The organism is Leifsonia sp. NPDC058248 (assembly GCF_042881905.1).
Lineage (GTDB): Bacteria > Actinomycetota > Actinomycetes > Actinomycetales > Microbacteriaceae > Leifsonia.
Genome location: NZ_JBHVXB010000011.1, coordinates 97,572 through 120,287, shown reverse-complemented (window position 1 = coordinate 120,287; position 22,716 = coordinate 97,572). Strand labels below are relative to the sequence as shown.

At 69.1% G+C, this 22,716-nt stretch carries 26 protein-coding genes and 1 tRNA gene; 16 read left to right on the top strand and 11 right to left on the bottom strand.

All coding sequences use genetic code 11. The features are described from left to right. Nucleotides 1-157: 157 nt before the first annotated feature. A complete protein-coding gene (locus ACFVV5_RS17110; RefSeq protein WP_387246493.1) occupies nt 158-829 on the bottom strand; it encodes a potassium channel family protein in 672 nt (223 codons plus the stop codon). Further along, on the bottom strand, nt 822-2,258 hold the full coding sequence (locus ACFVV5_RS17105) for a TrkH family potassium uptake protein (RefSeq protein WP_387246491.1): 1,437 nt from the start codon (nt 2,256-2,258) through the stop codon (nt 822-824). The genes ACFVV5_RS17110 and ACFVV5_RS17105 overlap by 8 nt, the downstream gene beginning before the upstream one ends. A gap of 66 nt (nt 2,259-2,324) precedes the next feature. On the opposite strand from ACFVV5_RS17105, the gene ACFVV5_RS17100 reads away from it, so the two are divergent. The 7 genes from ACFVV5_RS17100 (at nt 2,325) to ACFVV5_RS17070 (ending at nt 6,862) form a co-directional block, all read left to right on the top strand. Further along, the gene (locus tag ACFVV5_RS17100; protein ID WP_387246489.1) at nt 2,325-2,753 is read left to right on the top strand and encodes an ArsR/SmtB family transcription factor; all 429 of its coding nucleotides are present in this window, start codon (nt 2,325-2,327) and stop codon (nt 2,751-2,753) included. A 107-nt stretch (nt 2,754-2,860) separates the two neighbouring features. Next, nucleotides 2,861-3,055, top strand: coding sequence for a helix-turn-helix domain-containing protein (locus tag ACFVV5_RS17095; protein WP_055889786.1), 195 nt, complete (start codon nt 2,861-2,863; stop codon nt 3,053-3,055). Nucleotides 3,056-3,124: 69 nt separating this feature from the next. Next, entirely contained in the window at nt 3,125-3,223 is a 99-nt protein-coding gene (locus ACFVV5_RS17090) for a 30S ribosomal protein bS22 (protein WP_003792170.1), read from the top strand. A 78-nt stretch (nt 3,224-3,301) separates the two neighbouring features. Continuing rightward, complete coding sequence (locus tag ACFVV5_RS17085; protein ID WP_387246487.1) at nt 3,302-3,562, top strand: glutaredoxin family protein; 261 nt, start codon at nt 3,302-3,304, stop codon at nt 3,560-3,562. After that, nucleotides 3,559-3,858: a Dabb family protein gene (locus tag ACFVV5_RS17080; protein WP_387246485.1), complete on the top strand. Its 300-nt coding sequence runs from the start codon at nt 3,559-3,561 to the stop codon at nt 3,856-3,858. Before ACFVV5_RS17085 ends, ACFVV5_RS17080 begins: the two co-directional genes overlap by 4 nt. Before the next feature lie 102 nt (nt 3,859-3,960). After that, the gene (locus ACFVV5_RS17075) at nt 3,961-5,892 is read left to right on the top strand and encodes a hypothetical protein (protein ID WP_387246483.1); all 1,932 of its coding nucleotides are present in this window, start codon (nt 3,961-3,963) and stop codon (nt 5,890-5,892) included. Between the two features lie 115 nt (nt 5,893-6,007). Beyond that, a complete protein-coding gene (locus ACFVV5_RS17070; RefSeq protein WP_387246481.1) occupies nt 6,008-6,862 on the top strand; it encodes a PPK2 family polyphosphate kinase in 855 nt (284 codons plus the stop codon). 16 nt (nt 6,863-6,878) lie between these two features. Here ACFVV5_RS17070 and ACFVV5_RS17065 read toward each other — a convergent pair whose 3' ends face one another. Then, complete coding sequence (locus tag ACFVV5_RS17065) at nt 6,879-8,153, bottom strand: isochorismate synthase MenF (RefSeq protein WP_387246479.1); 1,275 nt, start codon at nt 8,151-8,153, stop codon at nt 6,879-6,881. Nucleotides 8,154-8,266: 113 nt separating this feature from the next. Between ACFVV5_RS17065 and ubiE the strand changes: the two genes are divergently transcribed. From ubiE to ACFVV5_RS17045, 4 genes are all read left to right on the top strand, one after another. Further along, entirely contained in the window at nt 8,267-9,013 is a 747-nt protein-coding gene (ubiE, locus tag ACFVV5_RS17060) for a bifunctional demethylmenaquinone methyltransferase/2-methoxy-6-polyprenyl-1,4-benzoquinol methylase UbiE (protein WP_387246477.1), read from the top strand. Continuing rightward, complete coding sequence (locus tag ACFVV5_RS17055) at nt 9,013-10,092, top strand: polyprenyl synthetase family protein (RefSeq protein WP_387246474.1); 1,080 nt, start codon at nt 9,013-9,015, stop codon at nt 10,090-10,092. Before ubiE ends, ACFVV5_RS17055 begins: the two co-directional genes overlap by 1 nt. Nucleotides 10,093-10,110: 18 nt before the next feature. Beyond that, nucleotides 10,111-11,487, top strand: a complete 1,377-nt coding sequence (locus ACFVV5_RS17050) for an FAD-dependent oxidoreductase (RefSeq protein ID WP_387246472.1) — start codon at nt 10,111-10,113, stop codon at nt 11,485-11,487. Between the two features lie 157 nt (nt 11,488-11,644). Beyond that, nucleotides 11,645-12,673: an alpha/beta hydrolase gene (locus ACFVV5_RS17045; protein WP_387246470.1), complete on the top strand. Its 1,029-nt coding sequence runs from the start codon at nt 11,645-11,647 to the stop codon at nt 12,671-12,673. Here ACFVV5_RS17045 and ACFVV5_RS17040 read toward each other — a convergent pair. Continuing rightward, nucleotides 12,660-13,148 (bottom strand): YajQ family cyclic di-GMP-binding protein, encoded by a 489-nt coding sequence (locus tag ACFVV5_RS17040; protein WP_387246468.1) that lies wholly within the window; start codon nt 13,146-13,148, stop codon nt 12,660-12,662. The two genes, ACFVV5_RS17045 and ACFVV5_RS17040, sit on opposite strands and share 14 nt — an antisense overlap. A gap of 147 nt (nt 13,149-13,295) precedes the next feature. Between ACFVV5_RS17040 and ACFVV5_RS17035 the strand changes: the two genes are divergently transcribed. After that, nucleotides 13,296-13,898, top strand: a complete 603-nt coding sequence (locus tag ACFVV5_RS17035) for a DoxX family protein (RefSeq protein WP_387246466.1) — start codon at nt 13,296-13,298, stop codon at nt 13,896-13,898. Here the strand turns inward: ACFVV5_RS17035 and ACFVV5_RS17030 are convergent. The 4 genes from ACFVV5_RS17030 to ACFVV5_RS17015 form a co-directional block, all read right to left on the bottom strand. Continuing rightward, a complete protein-coding gene (locus ACFVV5_RS17030; RefSeq protein ID WP_387246464.1) occupies nt 13,895-14,038 on the bottom strand; it encodes a hypothetical protein in 144 nt (47 codons plus the stop codon). The genes ACFVV5_RS17035 and ACFVV5_RS17030 overlap by 4 nt on opposite strands. Nucleotides 14,039-14,161: 123 nt before the next feature. Then, the gene (locus ACFVV5_RS17025; RefSeq protein WP_387246462.1) at nt 14,162-14,437 is read right to left on the bottom strand and encodes a hypothetical protein; all 276 of its coding nucleotides are present in this window, start codon (nt 14,435-14,437) and stop codon (nt 14,162-14,164) included. A 148-nt stretch (nt 14,438-14,585) separates the two neighbouring features. Beyond that, nucleotides 14,586-15,302 (bottom strand): GAF and ANTAR domain-containing protein, encoded by a 717-nt coding sequence (locus ACFVV5_RS17020; protein WP_387246460.1) that lies wholly within the window; start codon nt 15,300-15,302, stop codon nt 14,586-14,588. A gap of 10 nt (nt 15,303-15,312) precedes the next feature. After that, nucleotides 15,313-15,984, bottom strand: coding sequence for a GAF and ANTAR domain-containing protein (locus ACFVV5_RS17015; RefSeq protein WP_387246458.1), 672 nt, complete (start codon nt 15,982-15,984; stop codon nt 15,313-15,315). A 193-nt stretch (nt 15,985-16,177) separates the two neighbouring features. Here ACFVV5_RS17015 and ACFVV5_RS17010 point away from each other — a divergent pair, with 193 nt between their 5' ends. After that, nucleotides 16,178-16,546: a helix-turn-helix domain-containing protein gene (locus ACFVV5_RS17010; protein ID WP_387246456.1), complete on the top strand. Its 369-nt coding sequence runs from the start codon at nt 16,178-16,180 to the stop codon at nt 16,544-16,546. A 3-nt stretch (nt 16,547-16,549) separates the two neighbouring features. Here ACFVV5_RS17010 and ACFVV5_RS17005 read toward each other — a convergent pair whose 3' ends face one another. Further along, the gene (locus tag ACFVV5_RS17005; RefSeq protein WP_387246454.1) at nt 16,550-17,125 is read right to left on the bottom strand and encodes an ATP-dependent Clp protease proteolytic subunit; all 576 of its coding nucleotides are present in this window, start codon (nt 17,123-17,125) and stop codon (nt 16,550-16,552) included. A 241-nt stretch (nt 17,126-17,366) separates the two neighbouring features. Here ACFVV5_RS17005 and ACFVV5_RS17000 point away from each other — a divergent pair. Together ACFVV5_RS17000 and ACFVV5_RS16995 are read left to right on the top strand one after the other, a co-directional pair. Beyond that, nucleotides 17,367-17,448: transfer RNA gene (locus ACFVV5_RS17000), tRNA-Tyr, on the top strand. A 623-nt stretch (nt 17,449-18,071) separates the two neighbouring features. Beyond that, nucleotides 18,072-18,884: an inositol monophosphatase family protein gene (locus ACFVV5_RS16995; protein WP_387246452.1), complete on the top strand. Its 813-nt coding sequence runs from the start codon at nt 18,072-18,074 to the stop codon at nt 18,882-18,884. A 47-nt stretch (nt 18,885-18,931) separates the two neighbouring features. On the opposite strand, the gene ACFVV5_RS16990 is transcribed toward ACFVV5_RS16995, so the two are convergent. After that, nucleotides 18,932-20,653 (bottom strand): glycoside hydrolase family 13 protein, encoded by a 1,722-nt coding sequence (locus tag ACFVV5_RS16990; RefSeq protein WP_387246451.1) that lies wholly within the window; start codon nt 20,651-20,653, stop codon nt 18,932-18,934. Between the two features lie 125 nt (nt 20,654-20,778). After that, entirely contained in the window at nt 20,779-21,621 is an 843-nt protein-coding gene (locus tag ACFVV5_RS16985) for a pentapeptide repeat-containing protein (protein ID WP_387246449.1), read from the bottom strand. A gap of 111 nt (nt 21,622-21,732) precedes the next feature. Here ACFVV5_RS16985 and ACFVV5_RS16980 point away from each other — a divergent pair, with 111 nt between their 5' ends. Then, nucleotides 21,733-22,689: an aldo/keto reductase gene (locus tag ACFVV5_RS16980; RefSeq protein WP_387246447.1), complete on the top strand. Its 957-nt coding sequence runs from the start codon at nt 21,733-21,735 to the stop codon at nt 22,687-22,689. Nucleotides 22,690-22,716 lie beyond the last annotated feature (27 nt).

The following is a 22,716-nucleotide window of genomic DNA, read 5'->3' as shown; positions in this document are numbered from 1 at the left end:
TGTTTCGACCCAGCAAGTCCGGACTCGATCGTGGGGCGGAGTGGGTGGGGCGGAGTGGGTGGGGGGGAGTGGGTGGGGCGGCGTGGGTGGGGCGGAGTGGGTGGGGCGGAGAGCGCGGGGCGGAGTGGGCGGGGCGGAGGGCGCGGAGCGCGGGGCGCTACGCGTCGAGGGCGGCGAAGCGCTCGATGTCGTTGGAGGCGCCGGAGACGATGATGAGGTCGTGGTCGGAGACGACGGTTTCCGCAGTCGCGTAGGTGAACGGCTTGCCGGGGGACTTCACGCCGACCACCGTGACCCGGTGCTTGCTGCGGACGCCGGACTCCCCGAGGCGGATCCCGCGGATCGGCTTCGGCGGATACATCTTGACGAGCGCGAAATCGTCGTCGAACTCGATGAAATCGAGCATCCGGCCCGACACGAGGTGTGCCACGCGCTCGCCGGCCTCCGCCTCCGGGTAGATCACGTGGTTGGCGCCGATCCGCTCCAGGATCTTGCCGTGCGACTTCGAGATCGCCTTCGCCCAGATCTGCGGCACCTTCAGGTCGACCAGGTTCGCCGTGATCAGCACGCTGGCCTCGATCGACGACCCGACCGCGACGACGGCGATCGAGAAGTCCTCGGCCCCGATCTGGCGCAGCGTCTCGATCGAGCGGGCATCCGCCTGGACCGTGTGCGTGACCCGGTCCGCCCACTTCTGCACGAGCGCGGCGTCCATGTCGATGGCGAGCACCTCGCGGTCGAGGCGGTCGAGCTGACCGGCGGTCGCGGCCCCGAAACGGCCGAGGCCGATCACCAGCACGGGTGCATTGTGCTTGATGCGGTCAACCAACGAGCGGCCTCTCCTCCGGGTTCTGGAACAGCCGCCTGCGCTGGCTCTGCGCCAGCGCCGCGGCGAGTGTCACTGTACCAACGCGCCCGCAGAACATCGTGGCCGCCATCACGTAGACCCCGGCATCCGGAAGCTTCTCGGTGAGGCCGGTGGACAGACCGCAGGTCGCGAACGCGGAGATCACATCGAAGAGCACATGGTCGAGCGGCGCCTTCGTGATCTGCAGGATGATCGCGCTCGACACCGCCACGATGGTCGCGCCCCACAGCGCGACGGCCACCGACAGCCGCAGCACGTCGATCGGGATGCGCCGCTTGAACGCGTCCATCGAGTCGACACCGCGGGCCTCGGCGAGCGCAGCCAGGAGGAGCACCGCGAACGTGGTGACCTTGATACCGCCGGCCGTGGACGCCGAGCCTCCGCCGATGAACATGAGCATGTCGGTGACGAGCAGGCTGGAGCCGTGCAGGTCGCTGATCTGGATGGTGGCGAAACCGCCCGAGCGGCTCATGGTCGACAGGAAGAGCGACTGGAAGATCGTGTGGCCGACATCCAGCCTGCCGAAGGTCTTCGGGTTGTCGAATTCGAGCACGATGTACAGCACGGTGCCGGCGACGAGCAGGATCACCGAGGTCAGCAGCGTCAGCTTGACGTGGATCGACCAGCGCCGGCGGCGTTTGCGCAGGTTCATGGCGATCGCCAGAATGACCGGGAAACCGATCGCCCCGAGGAAGACGCCGATCATCAGTGCGCCCAGGAACCAGAAGTCCTCCTGGAAGGCCGTGAGACCTTCGACGTTCGGCGCGAAGCCCGTGTTCGTGAAGGCCATCGCCGCGCAGTACAGGCTCTCCCAGGCGGCCGTTCCGAGGGGGATGCCCGCGATGAGCATCCGGGGGAACAGGAGCAGCGCGACCACACCCTCGATCACCACCAGGCTGAGCGCGACGGTGGTGAGCAGCTTGCCGACCTCGCCGAGGCGTACGGCCTGCCCCTCGGCCACGGGTCCGCTGTGGAGGCGCAGCGGGTTGCTGTCGCTGGCGGCCATCAGCTTGGCGCGCAATCCGAGCTTGCGCGAGACGACGAGGCCCAGGATGCTCGCCATCGTGAGCACACCGACCGCGCCGATCTGCACGCCCAGGTACACCAGGATGTGGCCGAACACCGACCAGTGCGTGGCCATGTCGACCGTCGAGAGGCCGGTGACGCAGATGACCGAGACGGCGGTGAAGAGCGCGTCGGCCAGCGGCGTGACGGTGCGGGTGACCGTCGCGATGGGAAGCGAGAACAGCAGGGTGAACACGAGGATGAGCACCGCGAACACCAGGATCGCGAAGCGGGACGGGCTCCGGCCGGCGAAATCGTTCACCGCATCGCGCACTCCGCCCGCACCGGTCATGGTGGGTCGACGCACCGCTCGGGTCGCTCGCATCGTCCGATCATCCCACCGCGAGCATCTGACGTGGTACTCCGCTGAGTGAGTGACTAGCCTGGGGGAATGGCCGACATCTTTGACGTGATTGCCGACGCGACCAGGCGCGACATCCTTGCAGTACTGCTCGACCGTCACGCCGACGATGTGCATTCCTTCGGGGAGATCAGTGTCTCCGAGATCGTGGCGACGCTGGAGCTCAGCCAGCCGACGGTCTCCAAACACCTCAAGGTGCTGCGGGATGCCGGGCTCGTCGCCGTGCGCGAGGAGGGCCAGCACCGCTACTACCGCCTCGACTCGGAGCCTCTCGAGGTCGTCGAGGACTGGATCATTCCGTTCGTGGCATCCGGTGTCGACGCCGCCGCGATCACTGCGGAGCTCGGCGAGGACACGCGCGAGTTCGCGAGCACGGTCGGCAAGGTGTTCGCCGACACGAGCCACCGGGTGACCACCGCCGTGGAGCGGGTGACGCCGCGCAAGTGGCGCCGCGACTGACCCGCGCATTCCGCACTTTACGGGCAGGCCGTTCTGGCCCTAGAGTTTCGATTCATTACTCGTGTCACACGAGTACCATGGGCAGCGGGACGAACAGGACACAGGAAATGGCACGCGATCTTTCGGATGTGCGCTTTCTGACGGTCGCCGAGGTGGCCGACATGATGCGCGTCTCCCGCATGACCGTGTACCGTCTCGTGCACTCCGGGGAACTCCCGGCCATCCGTTTCGGGCGCTCATTCCGGGTGCCGGAGTCGGCCGTCACGCAGGCTCTGGACAACCACGTCGCCGACACGGCTTGACGTCGGGTAGACTGCTACCTTGTGTCGCCGCGCATTCCGCGGCCTGCCCCCTAACTTTGTGAGGTCTACGTGGGTTCCGTTATCAAGAAGCGTCGCAAGCGTATGGCGAAGAAGAAGCACCGCAAGCTTCTTCGCAAGACGCGCCACCAGCGTCGCAACAAGAAGTAGACCTCGAGTCTGCGGCTCAAGCGTCGGCCCCTCCGGGTCCGGCGCTTTTTGCTTGCGCGCGCTCGGTAGGCTGAAGGGGTGGATGTGGAACTCACGCTCGTCGGCAAGCCGGGCTGTCACCTGTGCGACGACGCGCGGGAGGTCATCCGGTCGGTCATCGCCGAGCTGCCCGCGGGTGAGCCCGCTGTGACGGTCGTCGAGCAGAACATCCTCGAAGACGCCGCCCTGCACGAGCGCTACGTCGAGGAGATCCCCGTCGTGCTGATCGGCGGTCGCGTCCACACCTACTGGCGGGTCGACCCGGCCCGTCTCCGCACCGCACTCCTGGAGGCCGAATGACCATCCGCCATGTCGTGACCTGGAAGCTGAAGGCGGCCGAAGAGGCCGAACGCGCCGAGCAGCTCGCCGTGATCAAGGGCGGGCTGGAGAGCCTCCCCGCAGTGATCCCGGAGATCCTCGCACTGCAGGTCGGCGTCAACGCGCTCCCCGGCGACAACTTCGACATCGCGCTGATCAGCGACTTCGCCGACGCGGATGCCCTGCAGCGCTACGTCGAGAACGCGGATCATCAGACGGTGGCGGCGTACATCCGCTCGGTGGTGGGCGGTCGCTCGGCCGTCGATTTCGAGGTCTGACCGGCCGCGAGGTCTGACCGGCCGCCGGGTCTGACCGGCCGCCGGTCTCGGCGCTCGCCGCGACGCCGGACCGGCGACGGTGGCCCGGGCTAGGCTGACGCCATGTTGCCCCAGCTCCCCGCCCGCACGTGGCGCGGACGCGGGGCGGGATCGCAGATCGCCCTGATCGCCGGCGTCATCATCGGCGCCGTCGTCATGCTGGCCGTGGGCATCGTGCTCCTGGCGATCGCGGTGGTGGTCGCCGTCGTCGCGGCCGTCGTCTGGCTGGTCGGTGCGCTGGCCGCCTGGGTGTGGTTCGCCCTGCAGCGGCTGCGGCGCATCCCGTACCCGTTCCGGCTGAGGCCGCCGGCCGATCGTCGCGCGCGCACCCTCGCCTACAGCTCGCTCTACCTCTCCGCCGCACCGCGGATCGTCGGCGCCTCCGCTCGCCTCGTGGGGTTCCTGCTCGGGCCGCTGGCCCTCCTGGCCGGGCTGATCGGCCTGGTCGCGCCACGGTGGCGGGCCCGGCCCTACCTCGCGGTGTTCACGCTCGCGGGCATCCTGCGCAAGGCTGTGAACCTCGGGCACCGTCGCGGCTGGCTGCACGACGGACAGCATGCCCGCATCCTGACGTACGACGACTACCTCGCAGAGACCTTCCCGCACATCCGGGACTTCCTGCGCTGGTGGCGCGACCCGGCTGCTCCGCGCGACTACGTGCCCTCACCTGCTCTCGCCGACGTCCCGTCGAGCCTGCTCGGCCTGCACCTGGGCCCGTACCCCGACCCGCTCGGCTACCCGGGACTCGCCGCCGGAGCGTTGCGCCGCCGGCAGATCACGGGGCTGCGCGACCTGTTCGTGAGCCAGCGCGAGATCGACGACCTGTGCGATCCCGACCTGGACGACAGGGCCGACGTCGCGCTCATCCGGGTGTCGCAGCGATCGGATGCCCGTGGGCTGCGTCACTGGATCGTGCAGTTTCCGAGCACCAAGTCCTGGCACCCGCGGGCCGGTGTCGCCCCGAACGACCTCACCGCCGACCTCGTGGTCGGGGGCGAGGGGGAGCCCACGGCGACGCGGGCCGGGCTTGCGGCGATGCGCGCTGCGGGCATCCGGGAGGGTGAGCCGGTGATGCTCGCGGGTTTCAGCCTCGGTGGCATGGTGGCCGCCCAGGTGGCCGTGCGGGCGGCGGCGGAGGGTTTCACCGTCTCCCATCTGGTGACCGGCGGGGCACCGCTCGGCCGTGTGCGGATCCCGCTCGGGGTGCACGTGCTGGCTCTCGAGCATGTGCTCGACCTCGTGCCGCGGATCGAAGGACGCGAGAACCCCGTGCGCCTGGAGGCCTCCGGCACCGGCGAGTTCGTGACCGTGAAGGCCGGGCCGCCGCTGCCGGTCGGCTTCCGGCTGGGCGTGCTGCACCAGTCGACCGCGTATGCCGACACCGCGCGCACCCTGGAGGCCGAGCCGCCGGATGACCGGGTGGCGGGCATCCTCGGGGAGCTGCGGGTGTTCTTCGGCCCGGGCCAGCAGCTGGTCGACCATGCCGCTGTGCGCCGCAGCACGTCCATCGCCCAGCCATCGGTGCCCTTCTATCTGCACAGCACTGTTCAGGAGGGCATCACGCGCGGCACCCTGCGTCAGACGCTGCGCCGCATCCCCGACGTGCTGGCCGTGGACGTGTACCAGTCGCGCGCCGGCTTCGCGACGACCATCCTCTGGAACGCCGACGTGCTCGTGCGCAGCCTGCGCCCCTGGTTCACGACGGTCGAGCGCATCGCCGTCTACCGGGGGCTGCTGTCGCTGCTCAAACGCCGACGGGCGGTCGGCATCCATTTCCGGCTGCAGGCGAAGGAGACGCCCGGCGTCACCTGGGAGGCCACGGTGCAGCGGATGGCTGACGGACGCTGGCGCGAGATCCTCGACCTCACGTTCGAGGACGCGGAGGCGGAGGAGGAGTTCCGTCCGGTGCTGCTGCCTCGTGGCGACGAGTCGACGGTCACCTTCTACCCGTCCGACGCGTTCGATCCGGTGTTCGATGTGGCCGGGTCCCGTTAGGAACCCGACGCACGGACGACGACGACCCCGGATGCACGCCCGGGGTGCATCCGGGATGTCGCAACCCGGTGCCGCGAACGTACGATGAACTCACAGCGCGATCGAGGAGGCCGGCGTGGGACGGGAAAGCTTCTGGACGACGGACCCCGACGAGCACTTGCGTGTGGGCAAGGGGTTCGTCCTGGCCGATCAGCCGACGGATGCCGTGTACGGCTTCGACGGAGGCAAGCGTCAGGGCGCGAAGGCCCTGGCCGAGGGGGCGGGACTCGTCGCCGAGCTGCAGGAGCAGCTGTTCGCGGCGGGGAGCGTCGGCGACCGCCGGCGGGTGCTGCTGGTGCTGCAGGCGATGGACACGGCCGGCAAAGGCGGGATCGTCTCGCATGTCGTCGGTGCGATGAACCCGGGCGGCGTGCACTACGCAGGCTTCAAGAAGCCCACCGAGGTCGAGCTGAAGCACGACTTCCTCTGGCGGGTCGAGAGGGAGACACCGATGGCGGGCCAGGTCGGCGTCTTCGATCGCTCGCACTACGAGGACGTGCTGATCGGTCGGGTGCGCAATCTCGCGCCGGCCGACGAGATCGAGCGTCGCTACGACGCGATCAACGACTTCGAGAAGGCTCTCGCCGGTGACGGCACCACGATCGTCAAGGTGATGCTGCACCTCAGCGCCGACGAGCAGAAAGAACGCCTGGCCGACCGCCTGGACCGCCCGGACAAGCACTGGAAGTACAACCCCGCCGACGTCGACGAGCGTCTGCTGTGGGACGACTACCAGGCCGCGTACCAGGTCATGATCGAGCGCACCTCGACCGAGTACGCGCCGTGGCATGTGGTCCCCGCCGACCGCAAGTGGTACGCGCGACTGGCCGTGCAGCATCTGCTGATCGACGCCCTGGAGCGGCTGGACCTCGACTGGCCGCGCGCGACCTACGACGTGGAGAAGGAGAAGAAGCGGCTCGCCGCATCCTGAACGCTGCGGAGCCGGCTCAGCCGAACGCTTCGACGATGGGCCGGAACTTCATGACCGTCTCGGCGAGCTCGCGCTCGGGCTCCGAGTCGGCCACGATTCCGCAGCCGGCATACGCCGTGAGGTCGCCGTTTTCGGCGACCTGGGCGCAGCGGAGTGCGATCGCCCACTCGCCGTCGCCGTCGGCGCCGACCCAGCCGACCGGCCCCGCATAACGGCCGCGATCGAACGGCTCGAGCTCCCGGATGAGCGCGACGGCATCCGGAGTCGGGGCACCCGCGACCGCGGCGGTCGGGTGCAGGGCGTCGATCAGGTCGAGCGACGTGGAGCCGTCGCTCAGCGTGCCCTCGACGTCGGTGGCCAGATGCCACAGGTTCGGCAGCTTGAGCGTGAACGGGATGTCACTGGCCGCGAGCCCTGAGCTGTGCGGGGCGAGCGCCGACAGCACGCTGGCGACCGCGTACCCGTGCTCGTCCTGGTCTTTCGTGCTGGTCGCGAGCGCGACGGCGGCCTCGTGATCGCTCGCAGCATCCGTGCCGCGGGAGATCGTGCCGGCGAGGACCCGGGCGCTGACCGCTCCGTGGTCGACACGCACCAGGGTCTCCGGGGACGACCCGACGAGCCCGTCGACCGCGAAGGTCCAGCATTCGGGGTAGCCGAGCGCCAGTTCGACGAGCGCGCGGCGCAGATCCGACTCGTGCGGAAGGTGGCCCACCAGGTCGCGGGCGAGCACCACCTTGCTGAGGTCGTGCTCCCGGATGCGGTCGACGGCCGCTACGACCGCCTTGCGATAGCCGTCCTTGCCGAGGGCGCCGGGGAGGAGGGAGAGGCGATATTCGTCGCCGAACGGAGTGGTGTGGGGGAGGCTGCGGTCACTCTGGTCCGCCGCTTCGATGTCGATGGCGCGCACCCGGGTGATCCAGCTGCGCCCGTCGCGCCGGCCGATCACGAACTCGGGGACGATGAGCACGCTCGGCAGTGCGCTGTCGTCCGCGAAGGCGAACGTACCGAACGCGACGAGGCCGGTGCCGGGCTTGCCGATCGGGTCGGTGACGGAGGCCCGTGACACGACCTCGCTCCAGGCGGCGGCTGCTGCGCGCATCCGGTCGGCCCCTGAGAACTCGAGACGAAGCGCCTCGCCGACGCCCGCGAGACCCTCCCCGCGCCGCAACCAGAGAAGTGGATGCCGTGCATCGAGGAAGGGGATGAGCTGACGGACGTCGTCGATGGGGGTGGTCTCGACCGCGAGCGCGGTGGCGCTCGACGCCCTGGGCGTGGTCGCTGTAGCAGTCACCCGACAAGCGTACGCCCGCGAGGCTGTGCGGCGGATGCGCGCGGGCTGGGGATTGGATGGGGCCGTCAGCCCGCGAAAATGCGGAGCACCCGGCCTCCGCCTAAGCTAGTGGGGTGAGTAAGGCGGACCTCGATAAGCAGCCGGAGCAGGTCGCTGCCATGTTCGACGAGGTGTCGACCCACTACGACCGCACCAACAACGTGCTCTCGATGGGGAACGCGGCGTTGTGGCGCAGGGCGACGACCCGGGCGGTCGCTCCGCGCGCGGGCGAGATCATCCTCGATGTCGCCGCAGGAACCGGCACTTCCAGCGCCTCCCTCGCCAAAGACGGCGCACGGGTGGTGGCCGCCGACTTCTCGGCCGGCATGATCGAGGTCGGGCGCTCCCGTCAGGCAGGCAACCCGTTCGTCGAGTTCGTCCAGGCCGACGCCATGGAGCTCCCGTTCGGCGACGACGAGTTCGACGCCGTCACCATCTCGTTCGGCCTGCGCAACATCGTCGACCCCAAGAAGGCGCTCGCCGAGTTCTATCGCGTCGCCAAGCCGGGCGGCCGCGTCGTCATCTGCGAGTTCTCGCGCCCCCCGGTCGGACTGATCCGCTCCGGGTACTTCTCCTATCTGCGCTACGGGATGCCCGTGCTGGCCAAGCTCGCCAGCTCCAACCCCGTCGCCTACGAATACCTCATGGACTCGATCGAGGCGTGGCCGAGCCAGCCCGTCCTCGCCGATTGGCTGCGAGACGCCGGCTTCGAGCACGTGGCATACCGAAACCTGACCGCGGGCATCGTCGCCCTGCACCGCGGGCGCAAGCCCGTCCAGGCACCGTCGTCTCCGGCGGTCGTCCCGACCGAGGGGGAGTAGTGGCTTCAAGCGTTCCGGCGGTGCGGCGTCCGGCGTCGCTGTCGAGCCAGATCGGCCTGAGCGAGAAGATCTTCGCCTCCGGGCAGGACAAGGAGCTCGCCGCGGCGGTCGACGCGGGCCTCGCGCTCGTGGAGGACGGCCTTCACAATGAGATGCGCTTCGCCGACAATCTCGCCGACGTCACTGCGCGTTACCTGCTCGAGGCGGGCGGCAAGCGGGTGCGCCCGATGCTCACGCTGCTCACGGCTCAGCTCGGTGAGGGCAACACCCCCGAGGTCCTGTCGGCGGCCGAGGCGATCGAGATCACCCACCTCGCCTCGCTCTACCACGACGACGTCATGGACGAGGCGCAGATGCGCCGAGGCGTCCCGAGCGCCCAGTCGGTGTGGGGCAATTCGGTCGCCGTTCTCACGGGAGACCTGCTCTTCGCGCGCGCCAGCAAAATGGTGGCGGCGCTGGGGGAGCGGGCCATCACGCTGCAGGCGGACACGTTCGAGCGGCTGTGCCTCGGGCAGCTGCACGAGACCATCGGACCGCAGAACGGCGAAGACCCGGTCGAGCACTACATCCGGGTCCTGGCCGACAAGACCGGTTCGCTGATCGCGGCGGCGGCGCAGATGGGCATCGTCTTCTCCAAGGCCCCGGCGTCGTTCGAGCAGCCGGTGGTCACGTTCGGCGAGAAGATCGGCGTCGCCTTCCAGCTGATCGACGACGTCATCGACCTCTCGTCCAAGGGCGTGAGCGAGACCGGCAAGACCCCCGGAAACGACCTGCGCGCCGGCGTCGCCACCCTGCCGCTGCTGCGCCTGCGCGAGCGCGCCGAGACGGACGCGGAGGCCCGCGCCCTGCTCGAACGCCTCGAACGCGACGTGATCGGCACGGTCGACGACGGCGCGATCACCCCGGAGGCGACGGCGGCCATCGCCGCGCTCCGCGACCACGACGTCACCAGACAGACGCTCGACGAGGCGCATCGCTGGGCCCGTGAAGCGGTGGAGGCCATCGACCCTCTGCCCACCGGCCCGGTGAAGAAGGCCCTGACACGGTTCGCGAACACCATCGTCGAACGTTCCAGCTGAGCGAGGAAGAAACAACGTATGACCAAATTGCGACTGGCCATCGTCGGCGCCGGACCCGCCGGAATCTACGCAGCGGACATCCTGCTCAAAGCTGAGCGCGCCTTCGACGTCTCCATCGACCTCTTCGAGCAGCTTCCGGCGCCCTACGGTCTCGTCCGCTACGGCGTCGCCCCCGACCATCCCCGCATCAAGGGCATCATCACCGCCCTCCGCGAGGTGCTCGACCGCGGTGACATCCGTCTCTTCGGCAACGTCACCTACGGCCGCGACATTACGCTCGACGACCTCAAGAAGCACTACAACGCGGTGATCTTCGCAACCGGCGCCGTGCACGACGCCGACCTCGACATCCCCGGCATCGACCTCAACGGCTCGTACGGCGCCGCCGACTTCGTGAGCTGGTTCGACGGGCATCCGGATGTGCCGCGCACCTGGCCGCTCGAGGCGCAGTCGGTCGCGGTGATCGGAAACGGGAACGTCGCGCTCGACGTCTCGCGCATCCTGGCCAAGCACGCCGACGACCTCCTGCCGACCGAGATCCCCGACAACGTCTACGAGATCCTCAAGTCGTCGCCGGTGACCGATGTGCACGTGTTCGGCCGCCGCGGCCCGGCGCAGGTGAAGTTCACCCCGCTCGAGCTGCGCGAGCTGGGCGAGCTGAACGACGTCGACATGATCCTCTACGACGAGGACTTCGACTACGACGAGCAGTCCACCGCTGCCATCACGAGCAACAAGCAGGTGATGGTGATCGATCGTGTGCTGCAGCAGTGGCGGCAGCGCGAGGTCGGCAGCGCTTCGCGCCGGCTCCACCTCCACTTCTACGCCAAGCCGCTCGAGATCGTCGGCGACGGCGCGGGCAACGTCGCGGCCTACCGCTACGAGCGCACGGCATCGGATGGCGAAGGCGGCGTCCGGGGCACCGGCGAGATCCGCGAGGTCCCGGTGCAGGCGCTCTACCGCGCCGTGGGCTACTTCGGGTCGCCGCTCGACGGCATCCCGTTCGACGGGGAGCACGGAGTGATCCCCAACCACGAGGGTCAGGTGCTGCGCAAGAGGGACAACGAGCGCATGTACGGCGTGTACGCCACGGGCTGGATCAAGCGCGGCCCCGTCGGCCTCATCGGTCACACCAAGTCCGACGCGATGGAGACGATCAAGCACGTCATCAACGACCAGGGCAACTGGTGGGCGCCCACCGACCCGTCGGAGCAGGCGATCGTCGAGCTGCTCGACTCGCGCGGCGTGGAGTACACGAACCTCGACGGCTGGCACAACCTCGACCAGCACGAGCTCGGGCTCGGTGAGGCTCGAGGCCGCACGCGCATCAAGGTCGTGCCGCGCGACGAGATGGTGCAGGTCTCGAACGCCGTCGTCGAGCCGGTCGCCGACTAGCGTCGGGCGTCTGCCCCTGGGGTTCCCGTCGTTTGCCAGTTGAGGTCGCCGACACGCCCGGGTTGACGACAGCTAGTGGCAAACGACTGCGTCGGGGCAGAGGGGAGACCGGCTCGGCGGTCTAGCTTCGGCCGCGCGCGGCTGCCACGCTGAAGTCATGACGCACGATCAGGACTGGCAGCCGGATGTGCTGGGGGAGCCGTACGAGCAGCTGACACTGCCGCTGAAGCCCGACTCCGAGGGCGAGGTGGTCGCGACGCTGGTCCGGTACGCGCGACCGTCTCGGCTCGCGGACGTGCTGACCGAATTGCATCTGCGCCGCGAGGTCGTCGCCGACACCGACGTGCTCTACGTGCACGGCTGGTCGGACTACTTCTTCCAGAAGGACCTGGCCGAGTTCTGGCACGGCCTGGGCGCCCGCTTCTTCGCGCTCGACCTGCGCAAGTACGGTCGGAGTCTGCGGCCGTGGCACACGCCCGGGTTCGTCGACGACCTCGTCGCCTACGACGAGGACATCGGCGCAGCGCTCGAGGCCATGGGGCAGGGGGAGCATCCTTCCGGTGGCTCGGAACGCCGGCGCCTCGTGCTCGTCGGCCACTCCACGGGCGGTCTCACGCTGAGCCTCTGGGCGCACCGGCACCCCGAGCGAGCGGATGCGCTGGTGCTGAACAGCCCGTGGCTGGAGTTCCAGGCCAAGTCGGCCGGGCGCGCGGCCCTCGCACCGATCATCGGGCTGCAGGCCAGGATGGACCCGCTCGCGGTGATGCCGAACGTCGACCTCGGCTTCTACACCCGCACGGTGTCGAAGACGATGGAGGGGGAGTGGGACTACGACCTGAGCTGGCGCCCGGTGCGCGGGTTCCCGGTGCACACCGCCTGGCTCAATGCGGTGCTGGCCGGGCACGCTCAGGTGGCGGCCGGTCTCGCGATCCCGGCGCCGGTGCTGACGCTGGTGTCAGCCCGTTCGACGATCCTGCCGCGCTGGACGCCGGAGATGAAGATCTCCGACGTCGTGCTCGTGGTCGACGACATCGCGAGGCGTGCGATCACCCTCGCCCCGACAGTCACGGTGGGCCGGATCGACGGAGCGCTCCACGACATCTTCCTGTCGAGCAAGCCTGTGCGCGAGGACGCATTCGCGCGCGTCGCGCAGTGGCTGCGCGCGTATCTGCCTACCGGAAGTTGACGAACTGGACGGCGACGTCGAGGTCGGCGTTCTTGAGCAGCGCCATCGTGGTCTGCAGGTCGTCCCGGCTCTTGGAGGAGACGCGCAGCTCGTCGCCCTGGATCTGGGCTTTGACGGTCTTGGGCGCCTCGTCGCGGATGAGCTTGGAGATCTTCTTGGCGTCATCCTGCTCGATGCCGTTCTTGATCCCGGCCTCGATGCGGAACTCCTTGCCCGACGCGTACGGCTCACCGGTGTCGAGCGAACGCAGCGAGATGCCGCGCTTGATGAGCTTCGACTCGAACACTTCGAGCACCGCCTTGACGCGCTCCTCGGTGTTCGCCTTCATCATCACCTTCTCGCCGCTCCACTCGATCGAGGCGCCGACCCCTTTGAAGTCGTAACGCTGATCGACCTCTTTGCGCGCCTGGTTGAGGGCGTTGTCGGCCTCCATCTTGTCGACCTTGCTGACCACGTCAAACGATGAATCTGCCACGTATCCCGTCCTTGCTCATTCCTCATACGAGTGTCTCGCAGTCACCGCCGAGCACCCCGTGACAGCCAGTCTAAATCCCTGACCACGCCCGCAGAGAAGAGTGAACCTCGACTTGCCAACGGGGTGGACGCGGGTACGGTCGGGCGTATGGATGGAACAGGGAAACTGCTCGTGCGTCTCGTCGTCGGCGGTGTGTTCGTCGGCCACGGACTGCAGAAGCTGAGGGGAGCTTTCGGCGGCCCCGGACTCGAGGGCACCGAGGCCATGGTCGCCAGTATGGACATGGAGCCGGCACCGCTCCAGGCCCGGGCGGTCGCGCTCACAGAGACCCTCGGCGGCGCGGCGATAACGCTCGGTGTCGCGACGCCGGCGGCCGCCGCCGGGCTGATCGCCAGCATGTTCACGGCGATCCGCAAAGTGCATTGGAAGAACGGCATCTGGAACACTCAAGGCGGTTTCGAGTTCAACGCCGTGCTGATCGCCGTCGTGACAGCGCTCGCCACCGACGGACCCGGCCGGTTCTCGGTGGACGCGGCCTTCGGCAAGAGCCGCTGGGGTGTGCTGGGCGGGCTGTTCGCGCTCGGCGCGGGTGTCGCGGGATCGTTCGCGGCTATCGAGCTGGGCCGCCGCGCCGCGGTCGCCCAGCGGGCCGACGAGCCTGAAGCGACCGACGAGCCGACTGCGGCCGACGTGTCCGCCGCATCCGGTGACGCGTCCGCCTCAACGGACGACGCGCACGGCGGGGCCTAAGCGGTCTGCTGCAACTCGGCGAAGTAGGTGACGTGGCAGCCGTCGCCACCGCACTCGACGCACAGCACGACTTCGTCATCGTGCTGGGTCGGGTCGGCGCCGGTTCCGTCACACCGTTCGCATATCTCCAACGTCCTCATGCCCACGATTCTGCGCTCCACCACCGACACCGCCGACAGGCTCGTCGGGGTGTCGCGGATCGACCGGTTCCCATCCGGTGCCCGTCGGCACCCATCCGGCGCCCGCCGGGGACGCGAGCGGGCTCACGCGCCCAGTGCGGGCAGCATCCACTCGAGCTCCAGCTGCTCGGTGAGGCCGCGCAACGTCGAGAGGGCGGCCTCGTCGTGCAGCTCGGGCGCTCCTTCGAGGTCCGTGGTCATGGTCCACAACGGGACGCCGACCCCGAGGAGCATCCGGACCAGCTGGACCCGGCCGTGCAGGTCGATCACCGGCAGTTCGGCCAGCGCCACGCGACGCTCACGGCTGAGCGCCAGGGCGTAGTCGAGCAGACTGTCTGCGAGGTCGGTGCCTGTCGTCACAGACCCGCCATTCGTGAAGACGGTTTTCATGCAGACCTCCGGTGGGCGCGATCATTCGGCGGTCACCGGGGTCCGGGGTGGCTCTCGTCGAACCGTACACTCATTCCGTTGCGGTTCGACCTCTCGGCCGGATGCTCGGGGCCGATCGTCAGAGGTTGAGGCGGCGCTCGACGATCTCATGCGCGACCGAGGTGAGCGGGCGCTGACTCGAGCGCGCAAAGGCGCGGATGAGGCCGAACGCCTCGTCCACCGGCACACGCTTGGTGTACGACACCACGCCCTTCGCCTGCTCGATGATGACGCGACTGTCGAGGGCGCGCTGGAGCTGCATCCGGATGACGTCGCTCTCGGCGACCGCGCGCTGCTGCAGGATGCCGATGGTCGCGACATCAGCCATGGCCTGGGCCGCGACCGAGTCGAGGTTCTCGAGCGGACCGGACTCGTCGCGGAAGAGATTGAGCGACCCGATCGTGACGTTGCGCAGGCGCAGCGGAAAGCAGTGCACCGCCCGGAAGCCTTCGGCCTGGGCGGCGTCGCGGAAGGAGGCCCAGCGGTCGTGGAGCAGTCCGAGCTCGGGCACCGAGACGGCGCGGCCGGTGAGGTAGCACTCCACACACGGGCCGCCGCCGTCGGGGCCGAGCTGCATGAGCTCGATCAGCTGAGCGCGCTCGTCGGTGGACGCCACGACGTCGAGGCCGCCGTCGCCGTCGGCGAGCAGGATGCCGGCCTGGCTGGCGTCGAGGAACGCCTGGCAGCGCTCGACGAGCGACTGGAGCAGGTCGACGATGTCGTAGCCGACCACCAGGGAGTCAGCGAGGGTCGCGAAGGACTCCAGGAGCTGCGCTTCGCGGATGTCTTCTTTCATCGCTGCATCCCTAGGATTCGCCTGCGCCAGTGGAGAAGTCGAGCTGCCAGCTGAGGATGTCTTCGGCGACGTCCCTCACCGCCCTGTTCGTGGAGAACGCGTGCGCGCGGATGACGAGCGCCGCATCCTGAGCCGAGACGCCGAGCTGTGCGATCACGGAGCCCGTCGCCTGGTGGACGCGTCGACGGGAGAACTCGGAAGGGGGCTGGTCGACCGTCGGGTCGGTGTCGAGCCGGGAAAGGATCTCGTGGAGGAGCCGTCTCGTGGTCGCCTCTGCGAGGTCGGCCGCCGTGCGCTCCTGGTCGGTGTGGAGGGCTCCGGGCGAGACGCTGTAGAGGTCGATCACGCCCAGGTTGATCGGGCCGAGCATGAGCGGGAACGCGAACATCGCCCGCACGGAGGTCGTCTGCAAGGCTCCGACGAACGCCGGCCAGTTGCCGCTCGGTGCACTCCGGATGTCGGGTTCGATCACGGGACGCCTCGTGGCCGACGCGTCCCAGCACGGACCCTCACCGAGGTCGAACTGCAACTCGTCGAGGAGTGCGGCCTGACTGTCGCTCGCGCAGACCGTCTCGGGCGCGACCAGATCGCCGAGCGTGGAGATCGCGGCGCCCGTGACCGGGAGGGCCGCGAGGAAAGGCGCGCAGTAGTCCGGGGACGCGAGCGAGGTGTCGGCGTCCATGGGGTCCTCCAGAGTGCACGCGGTAGTGCGTGGTACTCCCTATTCTCCGTCATCCGGGGCCGGGAGCCTAGCTGTGCGCGGAGGCGGTGAGGCGAGCATCCGGTTCTGCCCACAGCAGAATCCCGACCGGCGGCGGGCAGGTCGCGGGCGGGCGGCCTAGGCTGAGCGACACATCGACACGCGAGGAGACGCCATGCTGCTGCGACACGCCATCGGTTCGGTGCTGCGACGGCTGCGCCAGGAGCAGGGGACCACCCTCCGGCAGCTCTCCGAGTCGTCGCAGATCTCGGTGCCCTACCTGTCCGAAGTGGAGCGAGGGCGCAAAGAGGCGTCCTCGGAGATCCTCGGGACCCTGTGCCGTGTGCTCGACATCACCGAGCGGGAGCTCCTCGCCCGTGTCGCCGACGAGTACGCCGCACATTCGGCCGGCCGGACCGTCGCCGGCCTCCACCTCGTCGAGACTCCAGAGCGCCGAATCGACGCCCCACGCCGCTCCGTCGAAGTCGGTCCCGTCGAGCCAGCGCACCGCTCCGCTCTCGATTCCCAGCTGCTCGCCGCGTAGCGCTCAGGTTCGCGGAAGGGCCGTGGTCGACCCGACGACGTGGTCGACGAACCCGTAGTCGAGCGCTTCGTCGGCGGTGAACCAGCGGTCGCGATCGCCGTCCTCGACGATCTGCTCCACGGACTTGCCAGTCTGGGTGCTCGTCAGCTCGGCCATCCGCCGCTTGAAGTGCAGGATCTGCTTGGCCTGCGTCTGGATGTCGGCCGAGGTGCCCCCGAAGCCGCCGTGCGGCTGATGCATGACCACGCTCGCGTTGGGCAGAGCGTAGCGCTTGCCGACAGCGCCGGAGGAGAGCAGGAACTGACCCATCGACGCTGCGAAACCCAGCGCGACCGTCGCGACGTCGGCCTGCACGAAGTTCATGGTGTCGTAGATCGCGAAGCCGGCGGTGATCGAGCCGCCGGGGGAGTTGATGTAGAGGTAGATGTCGCGCTCGGGCGCGATCGAGTTCAGGATGAGCAACTGAGCGCAGATCTCGTTGGCGGACTCGTCGGTCACCTCGCTCCCGAGGAAGACGATGCGCTCCTCGAGCAGTCGCTTGAAGATGAGCTGGTCGGGTGTGCCCGGTGCGGTTTCCATGGTGCCCTCCGTTCGATCGCGTGGTCCCATTCTGCGAACGGTGCACGGTCGAACGGCACGGGTTCTGCCGACGGCGAATCTGCGGAGAGCAGACGAAGCCGGCGGGCATCCCGGGCGGGCATCCTGAGCCGGCACCCTGAGCCGGCACCCTGAGCGGTCCCTGATTTCGCGTCGGGGCGTTCGATGAGTATTCTTGTCGAGCGCCTTCGGTCACCAGAATACTGGTGGTCGGGAGCGCCTTGGCGAGTTACCCAAGCGGCCAAAGGGATCTGACTGTAAATCAGCCGGCGTAGCCTTCGGGGGTTCGAATCCCTCACTCGCCACACCAACGAACACAAGGGCTTCCGCACGAATGCGGGAGCCCTTGTGTCGTTCTGCCCGGGGTGTCGCGCGCTTCTGCCCGCGCCGAAGCCGGGCACGACCCCAGAACGCGTGCCAACCCGCCCTTCTCGGAGCTTTGTTAGAGATTTCCCATCGTTTTCTTGGTAACGTCACCACGACGGGTTCGCTCGTCACAACGGGCGCGCTAGGGTCGTGCCCGGTCAACTTGCCTTTCGGGTAGGCAAGTCGACACAGGTCGGAGGGCCTCCGGGTTTCGCAACCCTGAGGCTCTTCGGCCGCTTCGTCTGCTGCCGCGCTTCGGCCGCTGCGGCGACGAGGGCTTCAAACGGCGACCGTTACGAGGAAGAGAAAACGGCCAGCTTGGGGGTTGTCTGGCCGTCTCCACCGCCGGGACTGCAGTATGCCGTCCGCATTCCGGCGGTCCGGCCTGCCATCCGGTGGTTGTCTCGCACGGTACCCCGCGATCTCGGAAACGCAACGGACGGATCAGAGGCCGCGTCCACACCGCCGGCCCCTGACTGTTGAAACGGCAGACCGTTGAAACCGCACAACCGGATGCGCGGCCCAGGCGACTGCGGCCGCCGCCGTCTGTCAGGCTGATGACATGCCGTACAACGCCGAACTCGCCGAAATCGCCCTCACCATCGCGCGCCGCGCCGCTGAACTCGCCTGGCAGCGCCGTGCCGAGGGGGTGGAGGTCGCCGCGTCGAAGTCGTCGCTGAGCGACATCGTGACCCGAGCCGACCAGGAAGCCGAGAAGCTCATCCGGGACGCCCTCGCCGCCGCGCGGCCGGCCGACGGGTTCCTCGGTGAGGAGTCGGGCGGGGGATCCGGATCGAGCGGGCTCACCTGGGTCGTCGACCCCATCGACGGCACGGTCAACTACTTCTACGGCATCCCGGCGTACGCCGTGAGCATCGCGGTGGTCGAAGGCGAGCCCGACCCGCGCACCTGGCGCACGCTCGCCGCCGCGGTCGTGAACCCGGCGGCGGGGGAGGCCTTCACCGCGTTCGAGGGCGGCGGCGCGAAGCTCAACGGCAGACCGCTGCACGTCAAGAGCGACACCGACCTGGCACTGGCGCTCGTGGGCACGGGTTTCGGCTACGACTCCGAGAAACGGGTCCGGCAGGCGAAGATCGTCACCGAACTGATCGGGCGCGTTCGGGATGTGCGGCGCATCGGCGCCGCCTCGCTCGACTTGTGCGGCGTGGCGGCCGGACGGTTGGACGCGTACTTCGAGCGCGGCCTCAACCCGTGGGATCACGCGGCCGGTGCGCTCATCGCCCGCGAGGCGGGGGCGACTGTCGGCGGCCTCGGGGATGCGCCCGCGACCAGCGACCTCATCGTCGCGGCCGAGCCGGGGCTCTACGCCCAGCTCAACCCCCTGCTGCAGGAGCTCTACGCCGACTGGCGGTGAGCATCCCGCGCCGACGCCCGCCGTTGCGGGCGAACGGGCGGGGCGGGTCAGCTCGTGGCTACCCAGACAGTGACGTCCTGGGGAACGGCTCCGTCGTCGAGCGGGCCGCTGGCGACCAGCACGTCGCCCGCCGGCAGCTCCACCGGCGCAGTGCCCAGGTTGGCCACGACGGTCACATTCCCGTTGCGGAATGCGAGCACGTCATCGCCGGCGGACAGCCACTCCAGCTCGCCGAACGCGAGGTCGTGGGCGCGCCGGGCGGCCAGAGCGTCCTCGTACATGGTGAGCGTCGAGCCGGGAACGCCCTCCTGAGCATCCCGAGCGTAGGACGCCCACGACGCAGGCTGGGGGAGCCAGCTCGCACCGCCTGGGCCGAAGCCGAACGACGGGGCCGACGCCTCCCACGGGATGGGCACGCGGCAGCCGTCGCGACCGTAGCGTTCGCCGTTGGTGCGGAACCAGCTGGGGTCCTGGCGCGCCGAGTCGGGGAGGTCGATCGCCTCGGGGAGGCCGAGCTCCTCGCCCTGGTACAGGTAGGACGAGCCGGGCAGTGCCAGCATGAGGGCGGTCGCCGCACGGGCGCGGTGCAGTGCGAACGCGGTGTCGGGGATGCCCGACGACTTCGGCCCGATGCCGTGGCCCTGCAGGTTCTCGCCGGTCAGTGCGAGACGGGTCGCATGACGGACCACGTCGTGGTTCGAGAGGACCCAGGTGCTCGGGGCTCCGACGCTGGCGAAGACCGAGATCGACCGGTCGATGACGTGGCGGAGGGCATCCGACTTCCACGGCGTCTCGAGGTAGCCGAAGTTGAAGGTCTGCTGCATCTCGTCGGGCCGCACCCAGCGCGCCAGCTTCTCGAGCGGCTCCACCCAGGCCTCGCCGCACAGCACGCGGTCGCCCTCGTACTCTTCGAGCACTTTGTGCCAGTCGCGGTAGATGGCGTGCACGCCGTCCTGCGCCCAGTAGGGCGGGGTCGGCGGCTCGGCGTCGGCGTGGCCGGCGATCTCGGGCTCCAGCGGGATGCCGCCCATGCTCCCGGCGTTCGCCGGCGGGGTGTAGTCGGGAAGGCCCGGCTCCTTGACCATGCCGTGAGCGACGTCGACTCGGAAACCGTCGACTCCGCGGTCGAGCCAGAATCGCAGGATGCCGCGGAACTGCTCCCACACCCACGGGTTCTCCCAGTTGAGGTCGGGCTGCGAGGTGTCGAAGAGGTGCAGGTACCACTGGCCGGGCGTGCCGTCCGCTTCGGTCACGCGGGTCCACGCCGCACCGCCGAAGATGGACTCCCAGTTGTTCGGCGGCAGCGACCCGTCGGGCCCCGTGCCGTCGCGGAACATGTACCGTTCGCGCTCCGGGCTCCCGGGGTCTGCGGCGAGTGCCTCCTGGAACCAGGGGTGGTCGCTCGACGTGTGGTTGGGGACCAGGTCGATGATCACGCGCAGACCGAGCCCGTGCGCAGTGCGGAGCAGCTCGTCGAAGTCGGCGAGCGTGCCGAAGAGCGGGTCGACGTCGCGGTAGTCGGCCACGTCGTAGCCGGCGTCGCGCTGCGGCGAGGTCTGGAAGGGGGAGAGCCACACCGCGTCGACCCCGAGGGTGCGCAGGGCGGGAAGCCGGCGCGTGATGCCGGGGAGATCGCCCACCCCGTCACCGTCGGCATCCGCGAACGAGCGCGGGTACACCTGGTAGATCACGGCGGAACGCCACCACTCGCGACCCGGCTCCGAGATCGAGAGAGCGGATGCGGTGGGGTTCGGGGTTGCTGCGGACACGGGGATCCTCACGTCGGTGGACAGAGTGGGAGTGGTCTGAGCGATCGATGATCGGGCCGGTCAGTATCGTACAGGCCGCGACCTCGGCGTTGGCTGTCGGTCGGCGTCGGCCGGCGGTCGGGGGGTCAGGGCGCCCAGTGCGACGGGCGCTGGATGTTCGACGGCAGTGCGGTGCGCGCATCCCCGCGGGCTGCGTTCACCTGAAGCTGGGTGAGGTACAACGCCGTCGCGAGATCGGCGCCGGCCAGCTCGGCGTCGCGCAGATCGGCTCCGATGAGCTCGGCGTGCGAGAGGTCGGCTCCGCTCAGGTCGGCGGCGATGAGGAGTGCGCCGCGCAACTCGGCACCGCGGAGGTCGAGCCCGGACAGGTCGGCCCCCATCAGGTCGGCGCCGGGTCCCACACGTTTGCGGACTCCCGTCATCGGCAGGGCCCGGATGCTCGCGCGGGTCAGCCGGCTCGCCTCGCGCAGCAGGTCGGCGACCGGTGCGCGCACGTCTTCCAGGTCGGTCTGCAGGATGCGCTCGGCCGGGAACCCGGTGATCGCCTCGACCTCTGCTGAGGCGCGCAGCAGGTCGGGACGGATGGGCGCTGCTGCGGGCATCCGGAGCGCCTCGTCGAGGTACCAGAGCAGTTCGTGCAGCTGGCGCATGACGGGGAAGACGGCGAACATGTCGGCCCGGCGGCCCGGGTCGCCGCGCCAGCTCTCGCCGGCGAACGTGTGCTGGGAGACCTTCTGGCCGGCGCCGAAGCAGTCGAAGACGGTGCAGCCCTTGAAACCGCGGTCGCGCAGGTGTGGATGAATCGTGCAGCGAAAGCCGTCGTCGAGGTTGACGCACGGGTCGCCGGCCGCCTTGTCGAAAGCGAAGTCGGCCGACCGGGCGAACGCGAGCGCGACGCAGCAGAGCCCGAAGCAGTTGGCGCAATCGGCCATCAGCTCGGGTCGTGCTCCGCGATCGGGTGTGTCCACTCCTCCACATTAGGGAGTCGGTGAATTCTTTCCACATCCTCATGAGAACCCGGAATAGCTCGGAGGCGGTCGCGTTAGCGTGAAAGTCAGACCACAACGAAGGAGACATGCATGACCGCGACGCGTCGCACCATCGGAACCTCGGAGCTCTCCGTCTACCCGCTCTCGCTCGGAGGCAACGTCTTCGGCTGGACGGCCGACCGGGACACGTCGTTCGACGTGCTCGACGGATACACCGCGGCGGGCGGCAACTTCGTCGACACGGCAGACGGCTACTCGGCGTGGGTGTCCGGCAACACCGGCGGCGACTCGGAGCGCATCATCGGCGAGTGGTTCGACGCCCGTGGCAACCGGGACGATATCGTGCTCGCCACGAAGGTCAGCCAGCACCCCGACTTCAAGGGGCTCGCCGGCGACAACGTCCTGCGCGCGGCCGACGCATCGCTCGAGCGCCTGGGCACCGACCACATCGACCTCTACTACGCCCACTTCGACGATGCGTCCGTTCCGCTGGCCGAGACGGTCGCCGCACTGTCGAGCCTGATCGACGCCGGCAAGGTGCGCTACATCGGAATCTCCAACTACTCGCCCGAGCGGGTGGAGGAGTGGTTCCGCATCACCGAGGCCGAGGGTCTGCACCGCGCGGTCGCTCTGCAGCCGCACTACAACCTCGTGGAGCGCGACTTCGAGGAGAAGTACCGCCCGATCGCCGAGCGGGAGAACCTCGGAGTGATGCCGTACTTCGCGCTCGCGGCGGGGTTCCTCACGGGCAAGTACCGCGACGGTGTGGAGGTCGACAGCCCGCGTGCCGCGGGAGCATCCAAGTACCTCGACGACCGCGGGCGGGTCGTCCTCGACGTTCTCGACGAGGTGGCGGCGGCGCACGACGCCTCGGTCGCCACCGTCGCGCTCGCGTGGCTGGCTGCCCAGCCCACCGTGGTCGCGCCGATCTCCAGCGCCCGCAACCTGGCACAGCTGCCCGACCTGCTCGCGTCCGTCGAATTGGAGCTCACGCCCGACGAGATCGGCGCTCTCGGCGACGCGACCGCCGAGGACGAAGCAGCCTGAGCCCGGGCGGCGCTGCGCCTGCGTCAG

Bases quoted from the DNA above. Each gene is read 5' to 3' on its own strand.
- ACFVV5_RS17080 (WP_387246485.1), top strand. From the start codon at position 3,559: ATGACCATCCGCCATGTCGTGACCTGGAAGCTGAAGGCGGCCGAAGAG.
- ACFVV5_RS17105 (WP_387246491.1), bottom strand. From the start codon at position 2,258: ATGCGAGCGACCCGAGCGGTGCGTCGACCCACCATGACCGGTGCGGGC.
- ACFVV5_RS16980 (WP_387246447.1), top strand. From the start codon at position 21,733: ATGACCGCGACGCGTCGCACCATCGGAACCTCGGAGCTCTCCGTCTAC.
- ACFVV5_RS17010 (WP_387246456.1), top strand. From the start codon at position 16,178: ATGCTGCTGCGACACGCCATCGGTTCGGTGCTGCGACGGCTGCGCCAG.
- ACFVV5_RS16995 (WP_387246452.1), top strand. From the start codon at position 18,072: ATGCCGTACAACGCCGAACTCGCCGAAATCGCCCTCACCATCGCGCGC.
- ACFVV5_RS17045 (WP_387246470.1), top strand. From the start codon at position 11,645: ATGACGCACGATCAGGACTGGCAGCCGGATGTGCTGGGGGAGCCGTAC.
- ACFVV5_RS17095 (WP_055889786.1), top strand. From the start codon at position 2,861: ATGGCACGCGATCTTTCGGATGTGCGCTTTCTGACGGTCGCCGAGGTG.
- ACFVV5_RS17075 (WP_387246483.1), top strand. From the start codon at position 3,961: ATGTTGCCCCAGCTCCCCGCCCGCACGTGGCGCGGACGCGGGGCGGGA.
- ACFVV5_RS17020 (WP_387246460.1), bottom strand. From the start codon at position 15,302: ATGAAAGAAGACATCCGCGAAGCGCAGCTCCTGGAGTCCTTCGCGACC.
- ACFVV5_RS17015 (WP_387246458.1), bottom strand. From the start codon at position 15,984: ATGGACGCCGACACCTCGCTCGCGTCCCCGGACTACTGCGCGCCTTTC.
- ACFVV5_RS17035 (WP_387246466.1), top strand. From the start codon at position 13,296: ATGGATGGAACAGGGAAACTGCTCGTGCGTCTCGTCGTCGGCGGTGTG.
- ACFVV5_RS17030 (WP_387246464.1), bottom strand. From the start codon at position 14,038: ATGAGGACGTTGGAGATATGCGAACGGTGTGACGGAACCGGCGCCGAC.
- ACFVV5_RS17100 (WP_387246489.1), top strand. From the start codon at position 2,325: ATGGCCGACATCTTTGACGTGATTGCCGACGCGACCAGGCGCGACATC.
- ACFVV5_RS17050 (WP_387246472.1), top strand. From the start codon at position 10,111: ATGACCAAATTGCGACTGGCCATCGTCGGCGCCGGACCCGCCGGAATC.
- ACFVV5_RS17005 (WP_387246454.1), bottom strand. From the start codon at position 17,125: ATGGAAACCGCACCGGGCACACCCGACCAGCTCATCTTCAAGCGACTG.